The organism is Bradyrhizobium manausense, from assembly GCF_018130615.1.
Lineage (GTDB): Bacteria > Pseudomonadota > Alphaproteobacteria > Rhizobiales > Xanthobacteraceae > Bradyrhizobium > Bradyrhizobium manausense_A.
On record NZ_JAFCKB010000006.1, the window covers coordinates 223,824 to 244,885 of the forward strand.

Sequence of the window (21,062 nt, forward strand, 5' to 3'; positions counted from 1 at the left end):
CGTCACGTCGTTTCAGGGGCCGCAAATGGGTCCTAAGGTCCGCCAGTTCCGAGCGAATTCAGCGCTGACAGGTGATTGCGACATATTCGTCGCAATGGCCATGAGAGCAGTTTGCGCCGGATTTGGGGACAGAGCCGGTAATTTCGTCGGGATCGACCCGGCGGTAGGCCGATGCCTGCGCAAAGTCCCGTGACTGGCAGTAGGTGCGGGCAACATGCGCGCCGCATTTCTCGCCCTTGGCCAGGCACTGGTCGACGCCATAGCCGTCGGCCTGGTTGGGAATGATGAAGACGCGCGTCTCGGCGAAAGCGCTGGATGCCGCGAGGAGGGAGGCACAGGAGACGAGCGCGAGCAGGGATCGCATGGGTGCACCGGGGCTGGGGGGACCACCGGGTTCCGAATTAGGCTCAAAAGGTTAAGGATGACGAACCATCAAGGCAGGCCGGCAGGCAATCGCGGACACAAAACGGCATTTTCGCGGCTCTCTTGACGAAAGGCGCCTTCGTGGCCCATATGACCGGCATGAACGGTCTCCTCGCCATCTGCATTATTTGCCGCGAGATTACGAGCTAGCGATTCGCTGGCTGGAGCCGTCTTTTCTCAACCACATTGAGAGCACTGGACGCCCGGCCAACAGCCGACGGGTGTCCATATGGAATTGCGCCTTTACGATACGCTGAGCCGGGAAAAGCGCACCTTCGCGCCGCTCGATGCGAAGAACGTCCGCATGTATGTCTGCGGACCGACCGTCTATGACTTCGCCCATATCGGCAATGCGCGGCCGGTGATCGTGTTCGACGTGCTGTTTCGGCTGCTGCGCCATGTTTATGGCGAGGCGCACGTCAAATATGTCCGCAACATCACCGACGTCGACGACAAGATCAACGCGCGGGCGTTGCGCGATTATCCCGGTCTGTTGCTGAACGACGCCATTCGCAAGGTGACGGAGGCGACCGCAAGTCAGTTTCAGGCCGACGTAAAGGCGCTTGGTTGCTTGGATCCGACCCATCAACCCCGCGCAACGGACTTTGTGTTGCCGCGTGGCGATGGCCGGGCAGACATGAAAAGTCTAATCCAAGACCTTCTCGACCGGAACCACGCCTATCTTGCGCTCGGCGATGAAGGAAAAGAGATTCTGTTCGACGTGAGTTCGATGCCGGACTATGGCGCTCTTTCAAAGCGTAAGTTGGACGAGCAGATTCCTGGAGCTCGCATTGCGGTAGATTCCCACAAAAGGAATGCGGAGGACTTTGTTCTCTGGAAGGAATCTGGAGTGAGAGAGCCCGGTTGGAAGGGCGAATTTAGACCCAACCCAAAGAGTGGCTATGATGCAGAGTTCACGATTTCTCGTGAGAACGCGTCCCGACTTCAACTGAACTCGCAAGTGGTAGCCATTCACGGGAGGCCGGGCTGGCATATCGAGTGCTCGGCCATGTCGGCCGCCTACCTCGGTAATGTTTTCGATATCCATGGTGGCGGAATCGATCTGATCTTTCCGCATCATGAGAACGAAATCGCACAATCGCGTTGCGCGCATGGCACTAGCGCAATGGCAAATTTCTGGATGCACAACGGCTTCGTTGAAGTCGAAGGCAAGAAGATGTCGAAGTCCGACGGCAACTTCGTGACCATCCACGAGCTGCTTCAGGACTGGCCGGGCGAGGTGCTGCGCTTGAACATGCTCAAGACGCATTACCGCTCGCCGATCGACTGGACCATCGCAAGCCTCGAGGAAAGCAAGCGCGAACTCCAAACATGGGCCAACGCGCTTGAGAACACCGAAGGTATGTTGTTTTCTATCGGGCAAAGAGAAATGGGAAAGCCCCCCGTTCCGGCTGAGAAAATTGTGAGCGCGCTCGCTGACGACCTGAATACATCTCAAGCAATCACCGAACTTCGCGCAATCTTCTCACAGTTCCGAAGTGGAAACAGCCAGGCAAGCATCCAGTTGATGCAGTCGCTAGAGTTTCTCGGACTGGCTCGGTCGGACCGGCTGGGGCTGCTCAATCCGTATCACGTAGGTACGGGCGGTCGGCTCGCTTCTCCGGCTATGAAGCGAAATCTTGATTTACTGCAAATTGCCGCAGCCAACGACGACTCTGCCCGACAGGCGGCTATCGTCGAGACCCTTCTGACGAATGGCGTCCGGGCTTCAGTACACACAAACGGTTCGATCGAATACGAGGTCTTTGGCGACGGCGTAAATGTTGACGAACTGATACGTGCTCGATCGGAGGCCCGCGCGCGGAAGGATTTTAAAGAATCCGACAGGATTCGGGATCTACTCGCTCGAATGGGCGTCACACTAAGGGATTTCAAAGATCCAGTTACGGGCGAGATAAAGACGGAGGTCGCGCGATGACCCGGCCCGACACGCCGTTTCCGCGGCACTGGCTCTATTACATCGCCTTGAAGATCCTGCTGCTCGGCGCCGCCGTAGCGATCGTGCTGAAACTCTATGGGTTGTGGTGAATACGATGGGAAAGACCTTGCCCAAGCCCGGCCTGAGGCCATTCCTGCCGACCGACGTTCCGATGCTGGCCGCGATCTTCGTTGCCAGCATCCAGGAGCTGACCGGCGACGACTACAGCGAGGCACAGCAGGAAGCCTGGATGGCGGCGGCCGAGACTGAGGAGTTTGGCAAGCGGCTGGCGTCCGACCTGACGCTGATCGCCACCCTCGACGGCTCGCCCGTGGGGTTCGCGTCGTTGCGCGGCACCGATCATGTCCACATGCTCTACGTTCATCCGGCCGTTGGCCGGCAGGGCATCGCGACCATGCTGGTCGACGCGCTGGAGAAGCTGGCGGGCGGCCGCGGCGCTGCGGCCCTCACGGTCGATGCCAGCGACACCGCGCAAAGCTTCTTCGCCAAGCGCGGCTATACGGCCCAACAGCGCAACAGCGTCACCATGAATGACGAGTGGCTCGCCAACACCACCATGAAGAAGACGCTCGGAGCACCGCAATGAGCAAGGAGCGCCTTTATCTGTTCGACACCACGCTGCGCGACGGCGCGCAGACCAACGGCGTCGACTTCACGCTGACCGACAAGCAGGTCATCGCGGGGATGCTCGACGATCTCGGCATCGACTATGTCGAGGGCGGCTATCCCGGTGCCAATCCGCTCGACACCGAGTTTTTCGGCAGCAAGCCGAAGCTCAACCACGCGCGCTTCACCGCCTTCGGCATGACGCGGCGGGCCGGACGCTCGGTCTCCAACGATCCCGGTGTCGCCGGGCTCTTGGAAGCGAAGGCGGACGCGATCTGCTTCGTGGCGAAGTCCTCGGCCTATCAGGTGCGCGTCGCACTGGAGACGACGAAAGAGGAAAACCTCGCCTCGATCCGCGACAGCGTCGCGGCCGCGAAGGCTGCCGGCCGCGAGGTCATGCTCGACTGCGAGCACTTTTTCGACGGCTACAAGGAAGATGCGAGCTTTGCGCTCGCTTGCGCCAAGGCGGCCTATGAGGCCGGCGCGCGCTGGGTGGTCTTGTGCGACACCAACGGCGGCACCATGCCGAACGAGGTCGAGGCCATCGTCACCGAGGTGACAAAACACATCCCCGGCGATCACGTCGGCATCCACGCCCATAATGACACCGAGCAGGCGGTGGCGAATTCGCTCGCTGCGGTGCGTGCCGGCGCGCGGCAGATCCAGGGCACGCTGAACGGTCTCGGCGAGCGCTGCGGCAACGCCAATCTCTGTTCGTTGATCCCGACGCTGAAATTGAAGAGGGAATTCGCCGACGCCTTCGAGATCGGTGTCACCGCAGAGAAGATGGCGACGCTCGTCAGAGTCTCGCGGACGCTCGACGACATGCTCAACCGCGTGCCGAACCGGCATGCAGCTTACGTCGGCGAGAGCGCGTTCGTCACCAAGACCGGCATTCACGCCTCGGCCGTGATGAAGGACCCGCAGACCTACGAGCACGTCTTGCCAGGGCTGGTCGGCAATCACCGCAAGGTGCTGGTGTCCGACCAGGCCGGCCGCTCCAACGTGATCGCCGAGCTCGATCGTGCCGGCATTCCTTACGAGAAGAGCGATCCGAAGCTGACGCGGTTGGTCGAGGAACTGAAGCAGCGCGAGGCGGCCGGTTACGCCTATGAGTCCGCCAATGCCTCGTTCGATCTGCTGGCGCGCCGCACGCTCGGCAAGGTGCCGCATTATTTCGAGGTCGAGCAGTTCGACGTCAACGTCGAGCAGCGCTACAACGCACTCGGCGAGCGCGTCACCGTGGCGCTGGCCGTGGTCAAGGTCGACGTCGCCGGCGAGCATCTGATTTCGGCTGCTGAAGGCAACGGCCCCGTCAACGCGCTCGACGTCGCGCTGCGCAAGGACCTCGGCAAGTACCAGAAGTACATCGAGGGCCTGACGCTGATCGACTATCGCGTGCGTATCCTCAATGGCGGCACCGGCGCGGTGACGCGCGTCCTGATCGAGAGCGAGGACGAGAACGGCGATCGCTGGACCACGGTCGGCGTGTCTCCCAACATCATCGATGCCTCGTTCCAGGCGCTGATGGATTCGGTGATCTACAAGCTCGTGAAATCGGGCGCGCCGGCGTAAGGCGTAGCTTTAGTCATTCCGGGGCGCCTCGAAGAGGCGAACCCGGAATCTCGAGATTCCGGGCTCGATGCTTTGCATCGCCCCGGAATGACTGGGGAGACAGGAGAACGCGACCAATGATCGACCACATCTCCGTCGGCGTCGGCGAGCTCGAACGCTCCGCAAAGTTCTACGAAGCCACGCTCGCCGCCCTCGGGCTCGTGCGTCTCGTGACGCGGCCGCGCACGATCGGCTTCGGCAAGTCCTATCCGGAATTCTGGATTAACTTACGCGAGGCGATGCTACCTGTGCCGCCGGAGAGCGGCGTGCACATCTGCCTGCGGGCGAAGACGACGAGCGAGGTCGATGCATTTCACGCAGCCGCGCTTGCGACCGGCGGCGCCTCCGATGGCGCGCCGGGCTTCCGCCCACACGACCGCGTGCGCTACTACGCGGCCTTCGTCGTCGACCCCGATGGTAACCGGATCGAGGCGGTGACGTTTCCGAGCGAGTAGGGCGTCAGAGCTTGCGCGCCACGTCCGGGGCCATCTGCTTTTCCGCCTCGGCGATTTGCGCCGCAGCCGCCTTCAGCTTCGGCAAGATCTCCTCGACGCGGTCGGCCTTGAGGATATCGACCGAAAGGCCGGCGCGGATGAACTCGGTCTGGCGCATGTGCGACAAGAGCGAGAACAGCGGCTCCCAGAAATTGTCGAAATTGGCGAGCAGCACGGGCTTGGCGTGACGGCCGAGCTGCTTCCAGGTCAGCTGCTCGACCAGCTCCTCCAGCGTGCCGACGCCGCCCGGCAGCGCCACGAAGGCGTCGGAGCGCTCGAACATCAGCCGCTTGCGCTCGTGCATGTCGGGGGTGACGATCATCTCCTGCACGCGGGTCAGCGCGTTCTCGCGCTTGCGCAGGAATTCAGGAATGATGCCGGTGACGGTGCCGCCGTGATCGAGCACGGAAGTCGCGACCGAGCCCATCAGGCCGAGCGAGCCACCGCCATAGACCAAGCGGATATCGTTCTCGGCGAGCGCCTTGCCGAACGCCTTGGCGCCTTCGGTGAAGTGGGGATTGGTTCCGGGGCCGGAGCCGCAATAGACACAGACGGTTTTGATCGTGCTCATTGGTGCCATGATGCATTGCAGCGAAGGGGCGTCAAGCCCAATCGGTGATTCGGGTCACCCGGAAATCTACCGGTAAATGGCGATAAACAATCGAAGATTCGCCATCTGGCGGGGTGCGCTTCGGCCCGGAAGCTTCTATATGACGAGCGAAAATCGCAAATCGCACCGCGCCCGCATCCGGCGGGCCTTTCAGGCGTCCTGATGGTCCCTCCTCATTCGTCCCATGGCCCCGACGTGCCCGAGCCCGCGGCCGCACCGCTGGAGCGGGCCACCCTGATGGGCACGCTGGCGCATCTGTGGCCCTATATCTGGCCGGGTGACCGCTTCGACCTGAAGATGCGGGTGGTGTGGTCGATGGTGCTGCTGCTCGCCGCCAAGCTGATCACGCTGACGGTGCCGTTCAGCTTCAAATGGGCGACCGATGCTCTCACGGGCGCCAACACGGCGCCGGTGCAGGCCAGCAACTGGCACCTCTGGGTGGTCGCTTCGCCGTTGCTCCTGACCGCGAGCTACGGCGTCATGCGCATCGTGATGGCGGTGCTGACGCAGTGGCGTGACGGCATCTTTGCCCGCGTCGCCATGCATGCGGTTCGCAAGCTCGCCACCATCACCTTCGTCCACATGCACGAGCTCTCGCTACGCTTTCACCTCGAACGCAAGACCGGTGGTCTGACGCGCGTGCTCGAGCGCGGCCGCGAAGGTATCGAGGTCATCGTGCGCATGGTGATCCTGCAGCTGATCCCAACCATCGTCGAGGTCACGCTGCTGATGGCGGTGCTGCTCTGGCAGTTCGACTGGCGCTACGTGGTCGCGACCCTGATCACGGTCACGCTCTACATGTACTACACCTACATCGCGACCGAGTGGCGGATCGGCATCCGCCGCAAGATGAACGATTCCGACACCGAGGCGAACACCAAGGCGATCGACTCGCTGCTCAACTACGAGACCGTCAAATATTTCAGCGCCGAGGCCCGCGAAGCGCAACGTTATGACAAGTCGGTGGCGCGCTACGAGGAAGCGAGCATCCACACCTACACCTCGCTCGCCGTGCTCAACACCGGTCAGGCCGTGATCTTCACGCTCGGGCTGACCGCGACCATGCTGATGTGCGCGATCGGCGTGCGCAACGGCACCAACACGGTCGGCGATTTCGTGCTGGTCAACGCCATGATGATCCAGCTCTACCAGCCGCTGAATTTCATGGGCATGGTCTATCGCGAGATCAAGCAGGCGATCATCGACATCGAGAAGATGTTTGGCGTGATCGGCCGCGAGGCCGAGATCAAGGATGAGCCCAATGCGCTGCCGCTGGCCGTCTCGGCCGGCACGGTGCGCTTCGAGGACGTGCGCTTTGCCTATGAGCCGACGCGGCCGATCCTCAAAGGCATCAGCTTCGAGGTGCCGGCCGGCAAGACAGTTGCGATCGTCGGCCCCTCCGGCGCCGGCAAGTCGACCATCTCGCGGCTGCTGTTCCGTCTCTATGACGTCTCGGGCGGCAAGATCCTGATCGATGGTCAGGACATCCGCGAGGTCACGCAGGCGAGCCTGCGCGCCTCCATCGGCATGGTGCCGCAAGACACGGTGCTGTTCAACGACACCATCCGCTACAACATCCGCTACGGGCGCTGGGACGCTCGCGATGACGAGGTCGAGGAGGCGGCACGGTTGGCGCAGATCGACCATTTCATCCGCATGGCGCCGATGGGTTACGAGACCCAGGTCGGCGAACGCGGCCTGAAACTGTCGGGCGGCGAGAAGCAGCGCGTCGCGATTGCGCGCACGGTGCTGAAGGCGCCGCCGATCCTCGTTTTGGACGAGGCGACCTCGGCTCTCGACACCCACACCGAGCACGAGATCCAGGGCGCGCTCGACCGTGTCGCGAAAAACCGTACCTCGCTCGTGATCGCGCACCGGCTCTCGACCATCGTCGGCGCCGACGAGATCATCGTGCTCGACCAGGGCCGCATCGCCGAGCGCGGCACCCATGCAAGCCTGCTCGCACAGGAGGGGCTTTACGCCAGCATGTGGAACAGGCAGCGCGAAGCCGAGGCTGCGCGCGAGAAATTGGCCCGGATGGCCGATTCGAGCGATGCGCCGAATCGGGAGCCGCCGCCGGTCGATGACGCCCTCACGGCGCAGGCGGCCGCGGAGTGAGCTTGTCTCCGGTCCCAACTCTGGCCTAAACAACCCCGGTGCGCGAGACGACCCGCGCCGTCAACCCCTGAGCGGCAGATAGCGATGTCCATTCTCGATTCGATCCAACGTCAGATCCCGCCGATCCACAAGGAGGGCTACCCCTTCATCGGGATCTTCGCGGCGGTGAGCATCTTGCTGATGTGGCTGTGGTCGCCGCTGGGCTGGATCGGTACCATTCTCACGGTGTGGTGCGCGCTGTTCTTCCGCGATCCCGTGCGCGTCACGCCGCTGCGCGACGGGCTGGTGGTGTCGCCGGCCGACGGGCGGGTGTCGATGATCAGCATGGCGCTGCCGCCGGCCGAGCTTGGCCTCGGTGACCAGCCGCTGCCGCGCATCTCGGTGTTCATGAGCGTGTTCAACTGCCATGTGAACCGGGCTCCCGTAGCGGGCAGGGTGGATCGCATCGCCTACCGGCCGGGACTGTTCATCAACGCCGAGCTCGACAAGGCGAGCGAGGACAATGAGCGCAATTCGCTGGTGATCTCGACGCCGCAGGGGCGCATCGGCGTAATCCAGATCGCGGGCCTCGTGGCCAAGCGCATCGTCTGCTTCGTCAAGGAAGGGCAGGCGGTCGGGGCCGGTGAGCGGTTCGGCCTGATCCGCTTCGGCTCGCGGCTCGACGTCTATCTGCCCGCTGGCACCAAGGCGCTGGTCTCGGAAGGGCAGACTGCGATTGCCGGCGAGACGATCCTGGCCGACCTTACCGGGGATGACCCCAGCCGCGCCTATCGCGCCAGTTAACCAATAAGTCGAGGTTCCGCCGCAATGGCGGAGGGCAAAACGGCTTGCTATATCTTGCCTTAAGGTGAGGACGAGCCAATGACGCCCTATGACTTCAAGAATCCTGACGTCCGCCGCCGGCGGTTCCGCCCGATTCCGGTGCGGATGCTGGTGCCCAACGTCATCACGCTGCTGGCGATCTGCGCCGGGTTGACGGCGATCCGGCTCTCGATCGAGGGGCGGATGACGCTCGCCGTCTACGCCATCGTGTTCGCGGCAGCGCTCGACGGCATCGACGGCCGCATTGCGCGGCTGATCAAGGGCCAATCCAAATTCGGCGCCGAGCTCGACAGCCTCGCCGACTTCGTCAATTTCGGCGTGGCGCCCGGCTTGATGCTGTATTTCTGGCAGTTGCACGAGCTCGGTAACGCCGGCTGGATCGCGGCCATGGTGTTTGCGATCTCCATGTGCCTGCGTCTCGCGCGCTTCAACGCCACGCTGGACGATCCCAACAAGCCGGCCTTCGCCGCCAATTTTTTCACCGGCGTGCCGGCGCCGGCCGGTGCCATCACCGTGATGTTGCCGATCTATGCGGCGTTCCTCGACCTCGGGCGCTGGCCCGCGGCCCTGACGGCCGGCTACACGCTGCTGATTGCCTTTCTGATGGTGTCGCGCCTGCCGGTGTTCTCCGGCAAGAGCATGCGCATGCGGGTGCCTCCCGAGCTGGTGCTGCCGGCATTCGTCGCGGTGATCTTCTTTATCGCGCTTCTGATCAGCTATCCCTGGTACGTGCTCTCGATCGGGACCGTGCTTTATCTGCTCGGCCTGCCGCTCGGCTACAAATCCTACCGCGATCAGGCGCGCGCGGCCGAAGCGACAGCGCCTGCGGGCGGCGAGGTGCCGTCGCCGCCGTCTGCGCCGACGCTGGCGAACTTGTCGGAGCCGCCGCACGACGACCGGCGGCTGCACTGAGCGATCGCATGCGGATATCTGCCATGAGAGCACCTGAGTTGGGTTGAGACCCGATCTCGGCTATATCGCCCAGTGTCGGCGGCACCGCGCCAACAGCGGCCGCCAATCTGGGAGAGAACGCCGTGACCAATTCCGCGACCGGGCCGCTGCCCGCTTCCGTCCTCGAAGCGCTGGGCCGCTACGACACGCCGACGATCTGCAACGCCATGGAGATCGTGGCGCCCGAGCGCCGCCTGATCGGCTACACCACCAAGCAGCTGGTCTGCCCGTTCCCCGACCTGCCGCCGATCGTCGGCTATGCCCGCACCGTTGCAATCCGCTCGGTGTTGAAATCATCGCTGCCCGCCGAAGAGCAGTCGAAGCGCCGCATCGAATATTACGAATATGTCGGCACCGGTCATGGTCCGCGCATCTCCGTGATCCAGGACATCGACGGTCCCGATGTCGGCTACGGCGCGTTCTGGGGCGAGGTGCAGAGCAACGTGCACAAGGCGCTCGGCTGCCTCGGCGTCATCACCGACGGCTCGATCCGCGACATCCCGCAATGGGCCCCGGGCTTCCAGGCGCTCGCCGGCTCGATCGGCCCGTCGCACGCCTGGGTGCATGCGGAGAGCTTTGGCGGCGAGGTGCGCGTCGCCGGCATGACCGTGAAGTCGGACGATCTGATCCACGCCGATCAGCACGGCGCCATCGTGATCCCGCTCGACGTTGCGGCGAAACTGCCTGAGGCCGCCGAGCTCTGTGGTCGCCGTGAAACGCCGATCCTCGAGATCGCGCGCAGCCCGGACTTCTCGCTGGAGAAGCTCAAGGCCGCGCTGAAGCGCTCGGCGGAGATTCACTAAAGCGCGATAGTCATCGCGCTTTAGGTTGTTCTCTTGAGCATGATCTCGTCGGAAAACCGCTTCACACTATTCCGGATCATGCTCTAGCCTGGAGTGACGCAATGGACATGGCCGGCAAGACGGTGCTGATCACGGGTTCGACCGATGGCGTCGGGCGCTATGTCGCGAACCGCCTTGCCGCCGAAGGCGCGAAGGTCCTGATCCATGGTCGTGACGCGGCGCGGGCGAAAGCGCTGATCGATGAGAGCGTGAAGGCCGGCCATGCTGCGCCGACCTTCTATCAGGCCGATCTGTCGTCGATGGCGGACACGCGCGATCTCGCCGCGGCCGTGACGCGGGATCATCAACGTCTCGATGTCTTCGTCAGCAATGCCGGCATCGGTTCGCAGAACGACGGGTCCCAACGGCAGGAGAGCCGCGACGGTCACGAGCTGCGCTTTGCGGTGAACTATCTCTCGGGCTTCCTGCTCGCCCATCTGCTGTTGCCTCTGTTGAAGGCGGCCGCGCCTTCGCGCATCATCAACGTCGCTTCCCTCGGCCAGCATCCGGTCGACTTCGACGACGTCATGATCACGAAGGGCTATAGCGGCTCGCGCGCCTATGCGCAGAGCAAGCTGTCGCAGATCATGCTCACGATCGATCTCGCGGAGGAACTGAAGGGCGCAGGCGTCACCGTGAACGCGCTGCATCCGGCGACCTATATGAACACCACGATGGTCCGCGCCGGCGGTATCACACCGATGTCGACCGTCGAGCAGGGCGGCGCAGCGATCCTGCATCTGGTCGAAGGCGACGACGTCGCTGGCCGAAGCGGGCTGTTCTTCAACGGCATGAACGAGGCGCGCGCCAATCCGCAGGCCTATGATGCGGATGCACGCAGGCGCCTGCGCGCGCTGAGCCTGGAGCTGACAGGACTATCATCCTGACGCGCCCCATTTATGGTTAGCAAAGCGTTGAGATTCATGTCGTGGAACGGCAAAGCCGCCGTCGTTTCGGCGCGCCAGCGCCGCTCCGTCGCGCCGCCTGAACTTAACCTTTACGCGGCTTTAAGGGCAGCGCTCTAGGGTTTCCAATGCGGTTCGGGGTTGGGCCGCGCCAGCGGCCAGGACGGCCGTTGTTGCGTTCGCGTTGGAGTCTCCCATGGATATCATGACGGGCGTCGGTCTCACGGCGGGCATCATCGTCATCGTGACGATGGTCCTCATGGGCGGCGACCTGCACATGTTCATCTCCGAACATGCGATGATCATCATCTTCGGCGGCTCGATCTCGGCCACCATGATCCGCTTTCCCCTGAGCGCGCTCCTGCACGGCCTGCCGCTCGGTGCCAAATTCGCATTCACCATGAGCCGCTTGTCGGCCCACGACCTCGTCGACGAACTCGCCCGCATTGCCGAGATCGCCCGCAAGCAGGGCCCCGTGGGTCTCGAAAAGGTCGAGACCGACGAGCCGTTCCTCGCCAAGGGCATCCGCTACGTCGCCGACGGCTACGACCTCGATTTCATCCGCGACAATCTCGAGCGCGACCGCGACAACTTCCTGATGCACCTCGACGAGGGCAGCAAGATCTATCGCGCCATCGGCGACTGCGCCCCGGCCTTCGGCATGATCGGCACTCTGATCGGCATGGTGCAGATGTTCGCCAACATGACCGACCCCTCCAAGCTCGGCCCGTTCATGGCGACCGCGCTGCTCGCCACGCTTTACGGCGCACTCGTCGCGAACCTGTTCTGTCTGCCGATCGCCGACAAGCTGCACGGCAAGCTGCTCGATGAAGAGACCAACCGCACGCTGATCATCGACGGCATCCTGATGATCCGCGACTCCAAGAGCCCGACGCTCGTGCGTGAAATGCTGCTGGCTTACCTGCCGGAGAAGCATCGCCACGCCGAAGGCGAGCCGGTTCCGGCTTGAGGCCGGACGCCGGAGTCTAGGTCATGGCCAAGAAGAAGCGTGGCGATGCACATGGAGGTGGTCACGGCTGGTTCGTGACCTTCGCCGACCTGATGGGATTGATGATGAGCTTCTTCGTGATGCTCGTCGCGTTCTCGACACAGGACGCCAACAAGCTGAAGGTCGTCGCAGGCTCCATGCGCGACGCCTTCGGTGTCCAGAGCGAAGCGCGCTATGCCGGCATCGTCGAGTCGGACGGCCTGCCGACCCGCCCGCGGCTGAAGAACGTCGACCACATCGAGCCCGAGGACGCCTCCAACACCCCGACGCCGGATCAGGAAGATCGCGACCGCACCTCCGGCGCGAAGATGAAGATCGATCGTAACTTTGCGCTTGCTGCGGCCTCGCTGCGCCAGGCGTTGCAGGACATGCCGGAGCTGACCGAAATGTCCAAGCACGTCATGTTCGAGGAGACCAAGCAGGGCCTCAACCTCGAGATCGTCGACCAGGACGGCCGCTCGATGTTCGCGGATGGTTCCAAGGTGCCCTACGACCGCACCCGCCGCCTGATCGAGAAGCTCGCAATCCCGCTCAAGGCGACCCCCTTGCGCGTCTCCATCGCCGGCCACACTGCGGCGGGCTTCGTGCCGACCCGTAGCGATTACGGCGCCTTCGACCTCTCGGCCGACCGCGCCAACGCGGTGCGCCAGATCCTCGAGCGCGAGGGCCTGCCGCCGTCGCACATCTTTGCGGTTTCCGGCAAGGCGGACACCCAGCCGCTGTTCCCCGACGATCCGTCGCTCGCCGCGAACCGGCGCGTCACCATCACGCTGATGCGTGAAGATCCGCCGCTGCCGCCGAACTTGAAGCCCTAAATCCGTTGCGCTACCATTTTACCTGAGACGTATCGTCGCGACGGCGACGAACGTGGCCGAGCCGTCACAGCATCCACGGCTGCGCCTGCTATGGTGGCGAGCCGATTGACAGTCGCGGCGGAAGCGTCAAAAGGCGCCGGATCAATTCCAGGGACGAAGCGTTTTCCACCCTCATGACGGCGAGCATCACATCGACCGAGACCCAGGACGGGCCGGTCACTTCGGGCTTTTGGTCCCTTACGCTCGGGAGCATCGGTGTCGTCTTCGGCGACATCGGCACCTCGCCGCTATACGCTTTCCACGAGGCGGTCAGAGGCGCGGCCCATGGCGAGCCGGTCACGCGGATCATGGTGCTCGGCGTGCTGTCGCTGATCCTGTGGGCGCTGCTGATCGTCGTCACCGCCAAATACGTGCTGCTGCTGCTGCGCGCCGACAACAACGGGGAGGGCGGCACGCTCTCGCTGATGGCGCTCGGCCAGCGCGCGCTGGGGCGACGGAGCTGGTTCCTGCTCGCGCTCGGCGTGGTCGGCGCCTCCATGTTCATCGGCGATTCCATGATCACGCCGGCGATCTCGGTGCTGTCGGCCGTCGACGGCCTCAAGCTCGCGACGCCGGCGTTCGAGCATTATGTCGTGCCGCTCACAGTGCTGATCCTGGTGATGCTGTTCGCAGTTCAGAGCAAGGGCACCGCGCTGGTGGCTTCGGCCTTCGGGCCGGTGATGCTGATCTGGTTCACCTGTCTGGCGGTGCTGGGCGTCATCCACATCGCCGACGACCCGTCGGTGTTGGCGGCGATCAATCCCTATTATGCGCTGCAATTCCTGCTTTCGCACGGCACGATCGGCCTGGTGACGCTCGGCGCCGTCTTCCTCGCCGTGACCGGCGGCGAGGCGCTCTACGCCGATCTCGGCCATTTCGGCCGCAAGCCGATCCAATCGGCCTGGATGTTCTTCGTGCTGCCATCGCTGCTGATCAATTATTTCGGGCAGGGCGCGCTGGTGCTGTCCGATCCGAGCGCGATCGAGCACTCGTTCTATCGGATGGTGCCCGAGCATCTGGTGTTGCCGCTGGTCGGGCTCGCCACCGCGGCCACTGTGATCGCGAGTCAGGCGGTGATCACCGGTGCTTATTCTCTGGTCTATCAGGCGGTGCAGCTCGGCCTGCTGCCACGCTTCGAGGTGCGCTACACCTCCGAGACCCATGCCGGACAGATCTATCTGCCGCGCGTCAACCGGCTGCTGCTGATCGGCGTGATGCTGCTGGTGCTGTTGTTCCACACACCGAGCAATCTGGCATCGGCCTATGGCATCGCGGTCTCCACCACCATGGTCGCCGACGGCATCATGGGCTTCGTGGTGATCTGGAAATTGTGGAACTGGAAGGCCGCGACCGCGGCGATCGTGATCCTGCCCTTCGTCATGGTCGACATGACCTTCTTCAGCGCCAATTTGTTGAAGCTGCTCGAAGGCGCCTGGGTGCCATTGCTATTTGGCGCGGCCATGGCGGGAACGATCTGGACCTGGCGGCGCGGCTCGGGAATCCTGATCCAGAAGACGCGCCGGATCGAGGTGCCGCTCGACGATCTGATCCGCAGCCTGGAGAAGCGTCCGCCCCACATCGTCAAGGGCACGGCGGTGTTCTTGACCAGCGATCCCGCCTTCGTGCCGACGGCGCTCCTGCACAATCTCAAACACAACAAGGTGCTGCACGAGCACAACGTGATCCTGACCATCGAAACCGCGCACACGCCGCGGGTCGATTTGTCCGAGCGTTTCCGGATGGAGAAGATCAGCGAGAAGTTTTCCAAGGTGCGCCTGCGCTTCGGCTTCATGGAGCAGCCGAATGTGCCCAAGGCGCTCGCGATTGCACGCAAGCAGGGCTGGCAGTTCGACATCATGTCGACGTCGTTCTTCGTGTCGCGGCGCGCGTTGAAGGCGTCGGCGCAGTCGGGGATGCCGCTTTGGCAAGACCATCTGTTCATCGCGCTGAGCCGCTCGGCCAACGATGCTACCGACTATTTCCAGATTCCGACCGGACGGGTGGTTGAAGTTGGCACACAAGTCACCATTTAAACGCACTTGGCGGACCTATGCGAAATTTGCATGGTGAGGGCCCAGAATCGGGCTAGGCTATGCCGGCAGCGCAGGACTATAAGCCCGCGCTCTTCCGCCGTTGTGCAGTGAAGCATTTTTTTAGAGGCCACTGGGCTCTCCCATGACAAGCGACGTAGCAGTTCCCGCCCCGGAAACGGCGGCGGCCAACGGGCATGGCGACGCCCACACCACAGCCGGCTTCGGGGCGCTGACGCTCGGCAGCATCGGCGTGGTCTATGGCGATATCGGCACCAGCCCGCTCTACGCGTTCCGCGAGGCGGTGACTGCGGCTTCAGGTGCCGAGGGGACGCCGACGACGGCGGCGATCCTTGGCGTGGTCTCCCTGATCTTGTGGGCGCTCATCGTCGTGGTGACGCTCAAATACGTCGTGATCCTGCTGCGTGCCGACAACAACGGCGAGGGTGGCACGCTGGCCCTGATGGCGCTGGCCCAGCGCGCGGTCGGCGCCGGTGGGGCGACCATCGTCCTGCTCGGCATCATCTCAGGCGCCCTGTTCTACGGCGACGCCGTGATTACGCCGGCGCTTTCGGTACTGTCGGCGATCGAGGGCATGAAGGACGTCACTTTGACGTTCGAGCCTTACATCGTTCCGTTGACCGTGGTGATCCTGGTCTGCCTGTTCGCCGTGCAGTCGCGCGGCACCGCCCGCGTCGCCGCGTTCTTCGGTCCCGTGATGTGCGTCTGGTTTGCGGTGATCGCAGTGGCGGCGGTCCACCCGATCATCCGACAGCCGCAGGTGCTGTTGGCCCTGAATCCCCTCTACGCCGTATCCTTCATGATCCATCACGGCATCATCGGTTTCGTGACGCTGGGTGCGGTGTTCCTGGCCGTGACCGGCGCTGAGGCGCTCTATGCCGACCTTGGCCATTTCGGAAAGCGGCCGATCCAGACTGCCTGGCTGTTCATCGTGCTGCCATCGCTGGCGCTGAACTATCTCGGGCAGGGCGCGCTCGTGCTCGCCGATCCCGCCGCGATCGAAAGCCCGTTCTTTCAGCTGTTTCCGCAGGGCTGGATCCGCGGCGGCATGGTCGTGCTAGCCACTGCCGCCACCGTGATCGCGAGCCAGGCCGTGATCACCGGCGCCTATTCGCTGACGCGGCAGGCAATTCAGCTCGGCCTGCTGCCGCGCTTTGAAATTCGCCATACCTCGGAAACCCATTCCGGCCAGATCTTCATCCCGCGCATCAACCAGCTGCTGCTGGTCGCGGTGGTGCTGCTGGTGCTGTTGTTCCGCTCGTCCAGCGCGCTCGCCTCCGCCTACGGCATCTCCGTCACCGGCACGATGGTGGTCACGGCAATGATGGGCTTTGTGGTGATCTGGAAGGTCTGGCGGTGGTCGCCCTTCGCGGCGGCGGCCCTGATCGCGCCGTTCCTGTTCCTTGACCTGACCTTCCTGGCCGCCAACCTGCTCAAGGTATTCGAGGGCGGCTGGGTGCCGCTCGCGCTCGGCTCCCTCATGATCATCATGATGTACACGTGGCGGCGCGGCAGCCGGCTCCTGTTCGAGAAGTCGCGCAAGCTCGAATTCCCGCTCGCCGACCTCGTGGCGATGCTGGAGAAGCGGCCGCCGCAGCGGGTGCCTGGCACGGCCGTGTTCCTGACCAGCGATCCCCTGAGCGCACCGACCGCGCTGATGCATAGTCTGAAACACTACAAAGTGCTTCACGAGAAGAATGTCATTCTCACCATCGAGACCGCGCAGACCCCGCGGATCGATCCGGCCGAGCGCGTCAAGCTGGAACAGGTCAGCCCCACCTTCTCCAAGGTGACGCTGAAGTTCGGCTTCATGGAATCGCCCAACGTGCCGAAGGCGCTCGCCATCGCCCGCAAGCTCGGTTGGCAGTTCGACATCATGTCGACCTCGTTCTTCCTGTCGCGGAGGGCGCTGAAGCCCGCCGCCCATTCCGGCATGCCGCGCTGGCAGGACCGGCTGTTCATCTCGCTCAGCCGCTCCGCCAACGACGCCACCGACTATTTCCAGATCCCCTCTGGCCGCGTGGTCGAGGTCGGCACGCAGGTGACGATCTAGGCAGGCGAGCCAAGGCCGCACTTCAAGTCGCTGCGATTTAGCTTTAACTTGCGCAAGGCAGCTCAAGCCTTTGTAGCGCTTGATTTTCGTATGCCGAGAGGCGAGGTTGCCGGCCGCCGGGATTGCCCGGAACGCGCCCCGCGACGTTGGAGGATGATGTGGCAAATCAAGTACAGGATCTGACCCCGGACGAGGTCTCCAAGGGTGTCGCGGAAGGGCGCTATCTGCTCGTCGACGTCCGTGAGCCGAACGAGGTCGCGGCCGAGGCTTACCCTTACGGCGTCGTCGTGCCGCTCTCGACGTTCGATCCAAAGGCCATCCCGGATCCTGCCGGCAAGGAGGTCGTGTTCGCCTGCCGCTCGGGCAAGCGCTCGGTGACCGCCTCGCTCGCCGCCCAGGCTGCGGGTCTGCCTTACGACAAGCATCTGGCCGGCGGCATGCTCGGCTGGAAGGCGGCGGGTCTTCCCAGCAAGGTCGGCGGTTAGCCCGGCGATGACGACCAAGAGCTCCTCGCTGAACAAGGTCTTCGCCGACCTTCCCGTCACCATCTTCGAGGCGATGTCGCAGGCCGCGCGCGACAACAACGCCATCAATCTCGGTCAGGGTTTTCCAGACGATCCAGGCCCGGAGGACATCCGCCGCGCCGCGGCCGAGGCCTCGCTGAACGGCTACAACCAGTATCCGTCGATGATGGGCATCCCGGAGCTGCGCCAGGCGATCGCGGCGCATTACGGTCATTGGCACGGGCTCAAGCTCGATCCGATGAGCGAGGTGATGGTCACCTCCGGTGGCACCGAGGCTTTGACCTCGGCGATCCTCGCGGTGGTGCAGCCCGGTGACGAGGTGGTCTGCTTCCAGCCGGTCTACGATTCCTACCTGCCGATCATCCGCCAGGCCGGCGGCATTCCGCGCCTGGTACGGCTCGAGCCGCCGGGCTGGCGGCTGAACGAGGAGATGCTGAAAAGCGTCTTCAATTCAAAGACCAAGGCAGTCCTGTTCAACAATCCCTTGAATCCGTCCGCAGTGGTTTATCCGCGCGAGGACCTCGAGCTGCTCGCGCGCTACTGTCAGGAGTTCGACGTCATCGCGATCTGCGACGAGGTCTGGGAGCACGTCACGTTCGACGAGCACAAGCACATCCCGCTGATTACCATCCCCGGCATGCGGGACCGCACCATCAAGGTCGGTTCGGCCGGCAAGATCTTCTCGCTGACCGGCTGGAAGATCGGCTTCGTCTGCGCTGCGCCGCCGCTGCTGCGTGTCGCCGCCAAGGTGCACCAGTTCCTGACCTTCACCACCGCGCCGAACCTCCAGGCCGCCGTCGCCTACGGCCTCGGCAAGCCCGACGAGTACTTCCTGTCGATGCGCAAGGATCTGACGCGGAGCCGGGATCGTCTGACCAAGGGGCTGGAGAGCCTTGGCTTCCCCGTGCTGAAGTCGCAGGGAACCTACTTCCTCACCGTCGACCTGTCGCCGCTCGGGCTCAACGAGAGCGATGCCGAATTCTGCTGGCGGATCGTGAAGGACTACAAGGTCGCCGCGATCCCTGTCTCGGCGTTCTACGAGCAGGACCCCGTGACCTCGGTGGTGCGCTTCTGCTTTGCCAAAAAGGACCAGACGCTGGACACCGCCCTGGAGCGGCTGTCCGACGCGATACGCGGACGCAAGAGGTAGACCTGAGATGACGAATGTCAGCGGCTTGAGGCTTTGCCTCGGTTTTGCAATCGCCGCAGCGCTGACGTTGTTCTCCGTCCCGGCAAGGGCCGAGGAGCGGGTCGTCAACTTCTACAATTGGTCGAACTACATGGCGCCCGATGTCCTCGAGGCCTTCAGCAAGGAGACCGGCATCAAGGTGGTCTACGACACCTTCGATGCCAACGAGACGCTGGAGACGCGCCTGATGGCCGGCAAGTCCGGCTATGACGTCGTGGTGCCCACGGCCTATTTCCTGCAGCGCCAGATCAAGGCCAACATCTTCCAGAAGCTCGACAAGTCGAAGCTGCCGAACCTTAGCCATGCCTGGCCGATGGTGACGAAGAATCTCGCGACCTACGATCCAGGCAACAATTTCGCCGCGAACTACATGTGGGGCACGACGGGCATCGGCTACAACGTCGCCAAGGTGAAGCAGATTCTCGGGCCCGACGCGAAGATCGACAGCTGGGACGTCGTCTTCAAGCCGGAGAACCTCGCCAAGTTCAGGGATTGCGGCGTGCACATGCTGGACTCCGCCGACGACATCTTTCCGGCGGCGCTGAACTATCTCGGGCTCGATCCGAACTCGACCAAGCAGGCCGACCTCGAGAAGGCTGCCGACGTCGTCGCAAAAGTACGGCCCTTCGTGCGCAAGTTCCACTCCTCCGAATACCTAAGCGCACTCGCGACCGGCGAGATCTGCTTCGTGGTCGGGTGGTCCGGCGACATCATGCAGGCCCGTGCCCGTGCGGCCGAGGCCAAGAGCGGCATCGAGATCGGCTATGCCATTCCGAAGGAAGGCGCGCAGATGTTCTTCGACAATCTCGCGATCCCCGCGGATGCCAAGAACGTCAAGGAAGCCTACGAGCTGATCAACTATCTCTACCGCCCGGACGTTGCCGCCAAGAACTCGGACTTCCTGTCCTACGCCAACGGCAACCTCGCCAGCCAGAAGCTGGTCGATCCGAAGATACTGAACGACAAGAACATCTATCCGGACGAGGCGACGCTGGCAAAGCTGTTCGTCATCACGGCGCGCGATCCCGCGACCCAGCGGATCATCAACCGGCTCTGGACCAAGGTGAAGACGGGGAGGTGAGGGCGGCGGCTCAGCTGGTTACCGCCACCGCCGGTGCAGCCAGAGCCACTGCTCCGGATATTCACGCACCCAGCCTTCGATCACATTGGTGACCGCCTGCGTCGTGCCCTGGATGTCGATCTTGCCCTCGGCATCGCGCACCGGCGGAATTTCTTCGGTCAGCTCGGCGCGGAAGCGGAAGCCGGGCAGGCGGACGATGCGCACGCCGTGGATCGGGCATTCGACCTGGCGCAGCAGGCGCGCCAGCATCGGGTTGGCGCGGGTCTTGCGGCCGAAGAAGGTGACCTCGACGCCGCCGGTGAGATACTGGTCGACCAGCATGGCGACGTGCTTGCCATCCTTGAGCGCCTGTCCGAGCCGCAGCGGCGCATCGCGGCCCGCGGGGATCAGCGTGCCCATGTTGACCTGGCGCATTTCCTGGATGATGCGGTCGGCCGAGGCGATGTTCGGACGGCGGTAGAGGATCGCAGCATCGAGCCCGTGCGCGGGGGCAGCGAGCGCGGGCAATTCCCAATTGGCCAGATGCGAGGCGAAGATCAGGGCCGGTTTGCCGTCGTCCCTGATCCGGTCGTACAGCTCGATGGTGCGCTTCGGCAGCTCGATCCGGCTGCGTTCCGGATGCGCGCGGTCGTAGTCCCAGACATGGTCGATATGGGCGAACTCGGCGCCGATGCGGCCGAGATTGTCCCACACGCCCATCAGGATCTGTTCGATCTCATCGGGCGATTTCTCAGGGAATGCCGCGGTGAGATTGGCGCGGCCGATGCGGTGCTCGCGCAGGCGCGGGCCGATCGTCTTGGTGACGCGCGCGAAAAAGTCCGACGTCTTGACCGGATCGAAATAGCGGGTCGTGCGCAGCATGCCGACCGTGGCCGCGCCGATCAGGCCGCCGCCGATCGATTTGGCTGCATTCCGCGCGCGAATCTTCGTGCTGATAGGAATCAGCGCCATGCGTC

The 21,062-nt window shown here is 63.6% G+C and carries 18 protein-coding genes and 1 pseudogene; 16 read left to right on the forward strand and 3 right to left on the reverse strand.

Going from position 1 to position 21,062, the window contains the following annotated elements; all coding sequences use genetic code 11:
- Positions 1-58 precede the first annotated feature (58 nt).
- Positions 59-364, reverse strand: a complete 306-nt coding sequence (locus JQ587_RS14300; RefSeq protein ID WP_212425700.1) for a hypothetical protein — start codon at positions 362-364, stop codon at positions 59-61.
- 288 nt (positions 365-652) lie between these two features.
- Here JQ587_RS14300 and JQ587_RS14305 point away from each other — a divergent pair, with 288 nt between their 5' ends.
- The 4 genes from JQ587_RS14305 (at position 653) to JQ587_RS14320 (ending at position 5,058) form a co-directional block, all read left to right on the forward strand.
- Positions 653-2,362 carry a cysteine--tRNA ligase gene (locus JQ587_RS14305; RefSeq protein WP_212425701.1) on the forward strand — a complete coding sequence of 570 codons (1,710 nt, stop codon included), beginning with the start codon at positions 653-655 and terminating at the stop codon, positions 2,360-2,362.
- A 115-nt stretch (positions 2,363-2,477) separates the two neighbouring features.
- The gene (locus tag JQ587_RS14310; protein WP_212425702.1) at positions 2,478-2,969 is read left to right on the forward strand and encodes a GNAT family N-acetyltransferase; all 492 of its coding nucleotides are present in this window, start codon (positions 2,478-2,480) and stop codon (positions 2,967-2,969) included.
- Positions 2,966-4,564 carry a citramalate synthase gene (gene cimA, locus JQ587_RS14315; protein WP_212425703.1) on the forward strand — a complete coding sequence of 533 codons (1,599 nt, stop codon included), beginning with the start codon at positions 2,966-2,968 and terminating at the stop codon, positions 4,562-4,564. Before JQ587_RS14310 ends, cimA begins: the two co-directional genes overlap by 4 nt.
- A 116-nt stretch (positions 4,565-4,680) precedes the next feature.
- The gene (locus JQ587_RS14320; RefSeq protein WP_212425704.1) at positions 4,681-5,058 is read left to right on the forward strand and encodes a VOC family protein; all 378 of its coding nucleotides are present in this window, start codon (positions 4,681-4,683) and stop codon (positions 5,056-5,058) included.
- A gap of 4 nt (positions 5,059-5,062) precedes the next feature.
- Here JQ587_RS14320 and JQ587_RS14325 read toward each other — a convergent pair whose 3' ends face one another.
- A complete protein-coding gene (locus tag JQ587_RS14325) occupies positions 5,063-5,668 on the reverse strand; it encodes an LOG family protein (protein WP_212302549.1) in 606 nt (201 codons plus the stop codon).
- A 201-nt stretch (positions 5,669-5,869) separates the two neighbouring features.
- On the opposite strand from JQ587_RS14325, the gene JQ587_RS14330 reads away from it, so the two are divergent.
- The 12 genes and pseudogenes from JQ587_RS14330 to JQ587_RS14385 all read left to right on the forward strand — a co-directional run bounded on the left by JQ587_RS14330 (position 5,870) and on the right by JQ587_RS14385 (position 20,106).
- Entirely contained in the window at positions 5,870-7,825 is a 1,956-nt protein-coding gene (locus tag JQ587_RS14330; RefSeq protein ID WP_212425705.1) for an ABCB family ABC transporter ATP-binding protein/permease, read from the forward strand.
- Between the two features lie 57 nt (positions 7,826-7,882).
- A pseudogene (locus tag JQ587_RS14335) lies at positions 7,883-8,608 on the forward strand (phosphatidylserine decarboxylase); the annotation flags it as partial.
- A 78-nt stretch (positions 8,609-8,686) separates the two neighbouring features.
- On the forward strand, positions 8,687-9,559 hold the full coding sequence (locus JQ587_RS14340; protein ID WP_212302552.1) for a CDP-alcohol phosphatidyltransferase family protein: 873 nt from the start codon (positions 8,687-8,689) through the stop codon (positions 9,557-9,559).
- 122 nt (positions 9,560-9,681) lie between these two features.
- Complete coding sequence (locus JQ587_RS14345) at positions 9,682-10,401, forward strand: RraA family protein (protein ID WP_128934471.1); 720 nt, start codon at positions 9,682-9,684, stop codon at positions 10,399-10,401.
- Between the two features lie 101 nt (positions 10,402-10,502).
- A complete protein-coding gene (locus JQ587_RS14350; protein WP_212425707.1) occupies positions 10,503-11,327 on the forward strand; it encodes an SDR family NAD(P)-dependent oxidoreductase in 825 nt (274 codons plus the stop codon).
- A gap of 214 nt (positions 11,328-11,541) precedes the next feature.
- Entirely contained in the window at positions 11,542-12,315 is a 774-nt protein-coding gene (locus JQ587_RS14355) for a motility protein A (protein ID WP_212302554.1), read from the forward strand.
- 23 nt (positions 12,316-12,338) lie between these two features.
- The gene (locus tag JQ587_RS14360) at positions 12,339-13,169 is read left to right on the forward strand and encodes an OmpA/MotB family protein (protein WP_212302555.1); all 831 of its coding nucleotides are present in this window, start codon (positions 12,339-12,341) and stop codon (positions 13,167-13,169) included.
- A 173-nt stretch (positions 13,170-13,342) separates the two neighbouring features.
- The gene (locus JQ587_RS14365) at positions 13,343-15,241 is read left to right on the forward strand and encodes a potassium transporter Kup (protein ID WP_212302556.1); all 1,899 of its coding nucleotides are present in this window, start codon (positions 13,343-13,345) and stop codon (positions 15,239-15,241) included.
- 142 nt (positions 15,242-15,383) lie between these two features.
- Positions 15,384-17,312, forward strand: a complete 1,929-nt coding sequence (locus JQ587_RS14370; protein ID WP_212425708.1) for a potassium transporter Kup — start codon at positions 15,384-15,386, stop codon at positions 17,310-17,312.
- Between the two features lie 158 nt (positions 17,313-17,470).
- A complete protein-coding gene (locus tag JQ587_RS14375; RefSeq protein WP_212425709.1) occupies positions 17,471-17,797 on the forward strand; it encodes a rhodanese-like domain-containing protein in 327 nt (108 codons plus the stop codon).
- A gap of 7 nt (positions 17,798-17,804) precedes the next feature.
- On the forward strand, positions 17,805-18,986 hold the full coding sequence (locus JQ587_RS14380) for an aminotransferase (protein ID WP_212425710.1): 1,182 nt from the start codon (positions 17,805-17,807) through the stop codon (positions 18,984-18,986).
- A 7-nt stretch (positions 18,987-18,993) separates the two neighbouring features.
- Entirely contained in the window at positions 18,994-20,106 is a 1,113-nt protein-coding gene (locus tag JQ587_RS14385; RefSeq protein ID WP_212425711.1) for a polyamine ABC transporter substrate-binding protein, read from the forward strand.
- 18 nt (positions 20,107-20,124) lie between these two features.
- Here the strand turns inward: JQ587_RS14385 and JQ587_RS14390 are convergent, their stop codons facing one another.
- Entirely contained in the window at positions 20,125-21,057 is a 933-nt protein-coding gene (locus tag JQ587_RS14390) for a lipid A biosynthesis lauroyl acyltransferase (RefSeq protein ID WP_212302561.1), read from the reverse strand.
- Positions 21,058-21,062 lie beyond the last annotated feature (5 nt).

Coding starts and splice junctions, on each gene's coding strand:
- JQ587_RS14390 (WP_212302561.1), bottom strand. CDS start 21,057: ATGGCGCTGATTCCTATCAGCACGAAGATTCGCGCGCGGAATGCAGCC.
- JQ587_RS14380 (WP_212425710.1), top strand. CDS start 17,805: ATGACGACCAAGAGCTCCTCGCTGAACAAGGTCTTCGCCGACCTTCCC.
- JQ587_RS14330 (WP_212425705.1), top strand. CDS start 5,870: ATGGTCCCTCCTCATTCGTCCCATGGCCCCGACGTGCCCGAGCCCGCG.
- JQ587_RS14320 (WP_212425704.1), top strand. CDS start 4,681: ATGATCGACCACATCTCCGTCGGCGTCGGCGAGCTCGAACGCTCCGCA.
- JQ587_RS14360 (WP_212302555.1), top strand. CDS start 12,339: ATGGCCAAGAAGAAGCGTGGCGATGCACATGGAGGTGGTCACGGCTGG.
- JQ587_RS14355 (WP_212302554.1), top strand. CDS start 11,542: ATGGATATCATGACGGGCGTCGGTCTCACGGCGGGCATCATCGTCATC.
- JQ587_RS14385 (WP_212425711.1), top strand. CDS start 18,994: ATGACGAATGTCAGCGGCTTGAGGCTTTGCCTCGGTTTTGCAATCGCC.
- JQ587_RS14350 (WP_212425707.1), top strand. CDS start 10,503: ATGGACATGGCCGGCAAGACGGTGCTGATCACGGGTTCGACCGATGGC.
- JQ587_RS14300 (WP_212425700.1), bottom strand. CDS start 364: ATGCGATCCCTGCTCGCGCTCGTCTCCTGTGCCTCCCTCCTCGCGGCA.
- cimA (WP_212425703.1), top strand. CDS start 2,966: ATGAGCAAGGAGCGCCTTTATCTGTTCGACACCACGCTGCGCGACGGC.
- JQ587_RS14325 (WP_212302549.1), bottom strand. CDS start 5,668: ATGAGCACGATCAAAACCGTCTGTGTCTATTGCGGCTCCGGCCCCGGA.
- JQ587_RS14310 (WP_212425702.1), top strand. CDS start 2,478: ATGGGAAAGACCTTGCCCAAGCCCGGCCTGAGGCCATTCCTGCCGACC.
- JQ587_RS14305 (WP_212425701.1), top strand. CDS start 653: ATGGAATTGCGCCTTTACGATACGCTGAGCCGGGAAAAGCGCACCTTC.
- JQ587_RS14370 (WP_212425708.1), top strand. CDS start 15,384: ATGACAAGCGACGTAGCAGTTCCCGCCCCGGAAACGGCGGCGGCCAAC.
- JQ587_RS14340 (WP_212302552.1), top strand. CDS start 8,687: ATGACGCCCTATGACTTCAAGAATCCTGACGTCCGCCGCCGGCGGTTC.
- JQ587_RS14365 (WP_212302556.1), top strand. CDS start 13,343: ATGACGGCGAGCATCACATCGACCGAGACCCAGGACGGGCCGGTCACT.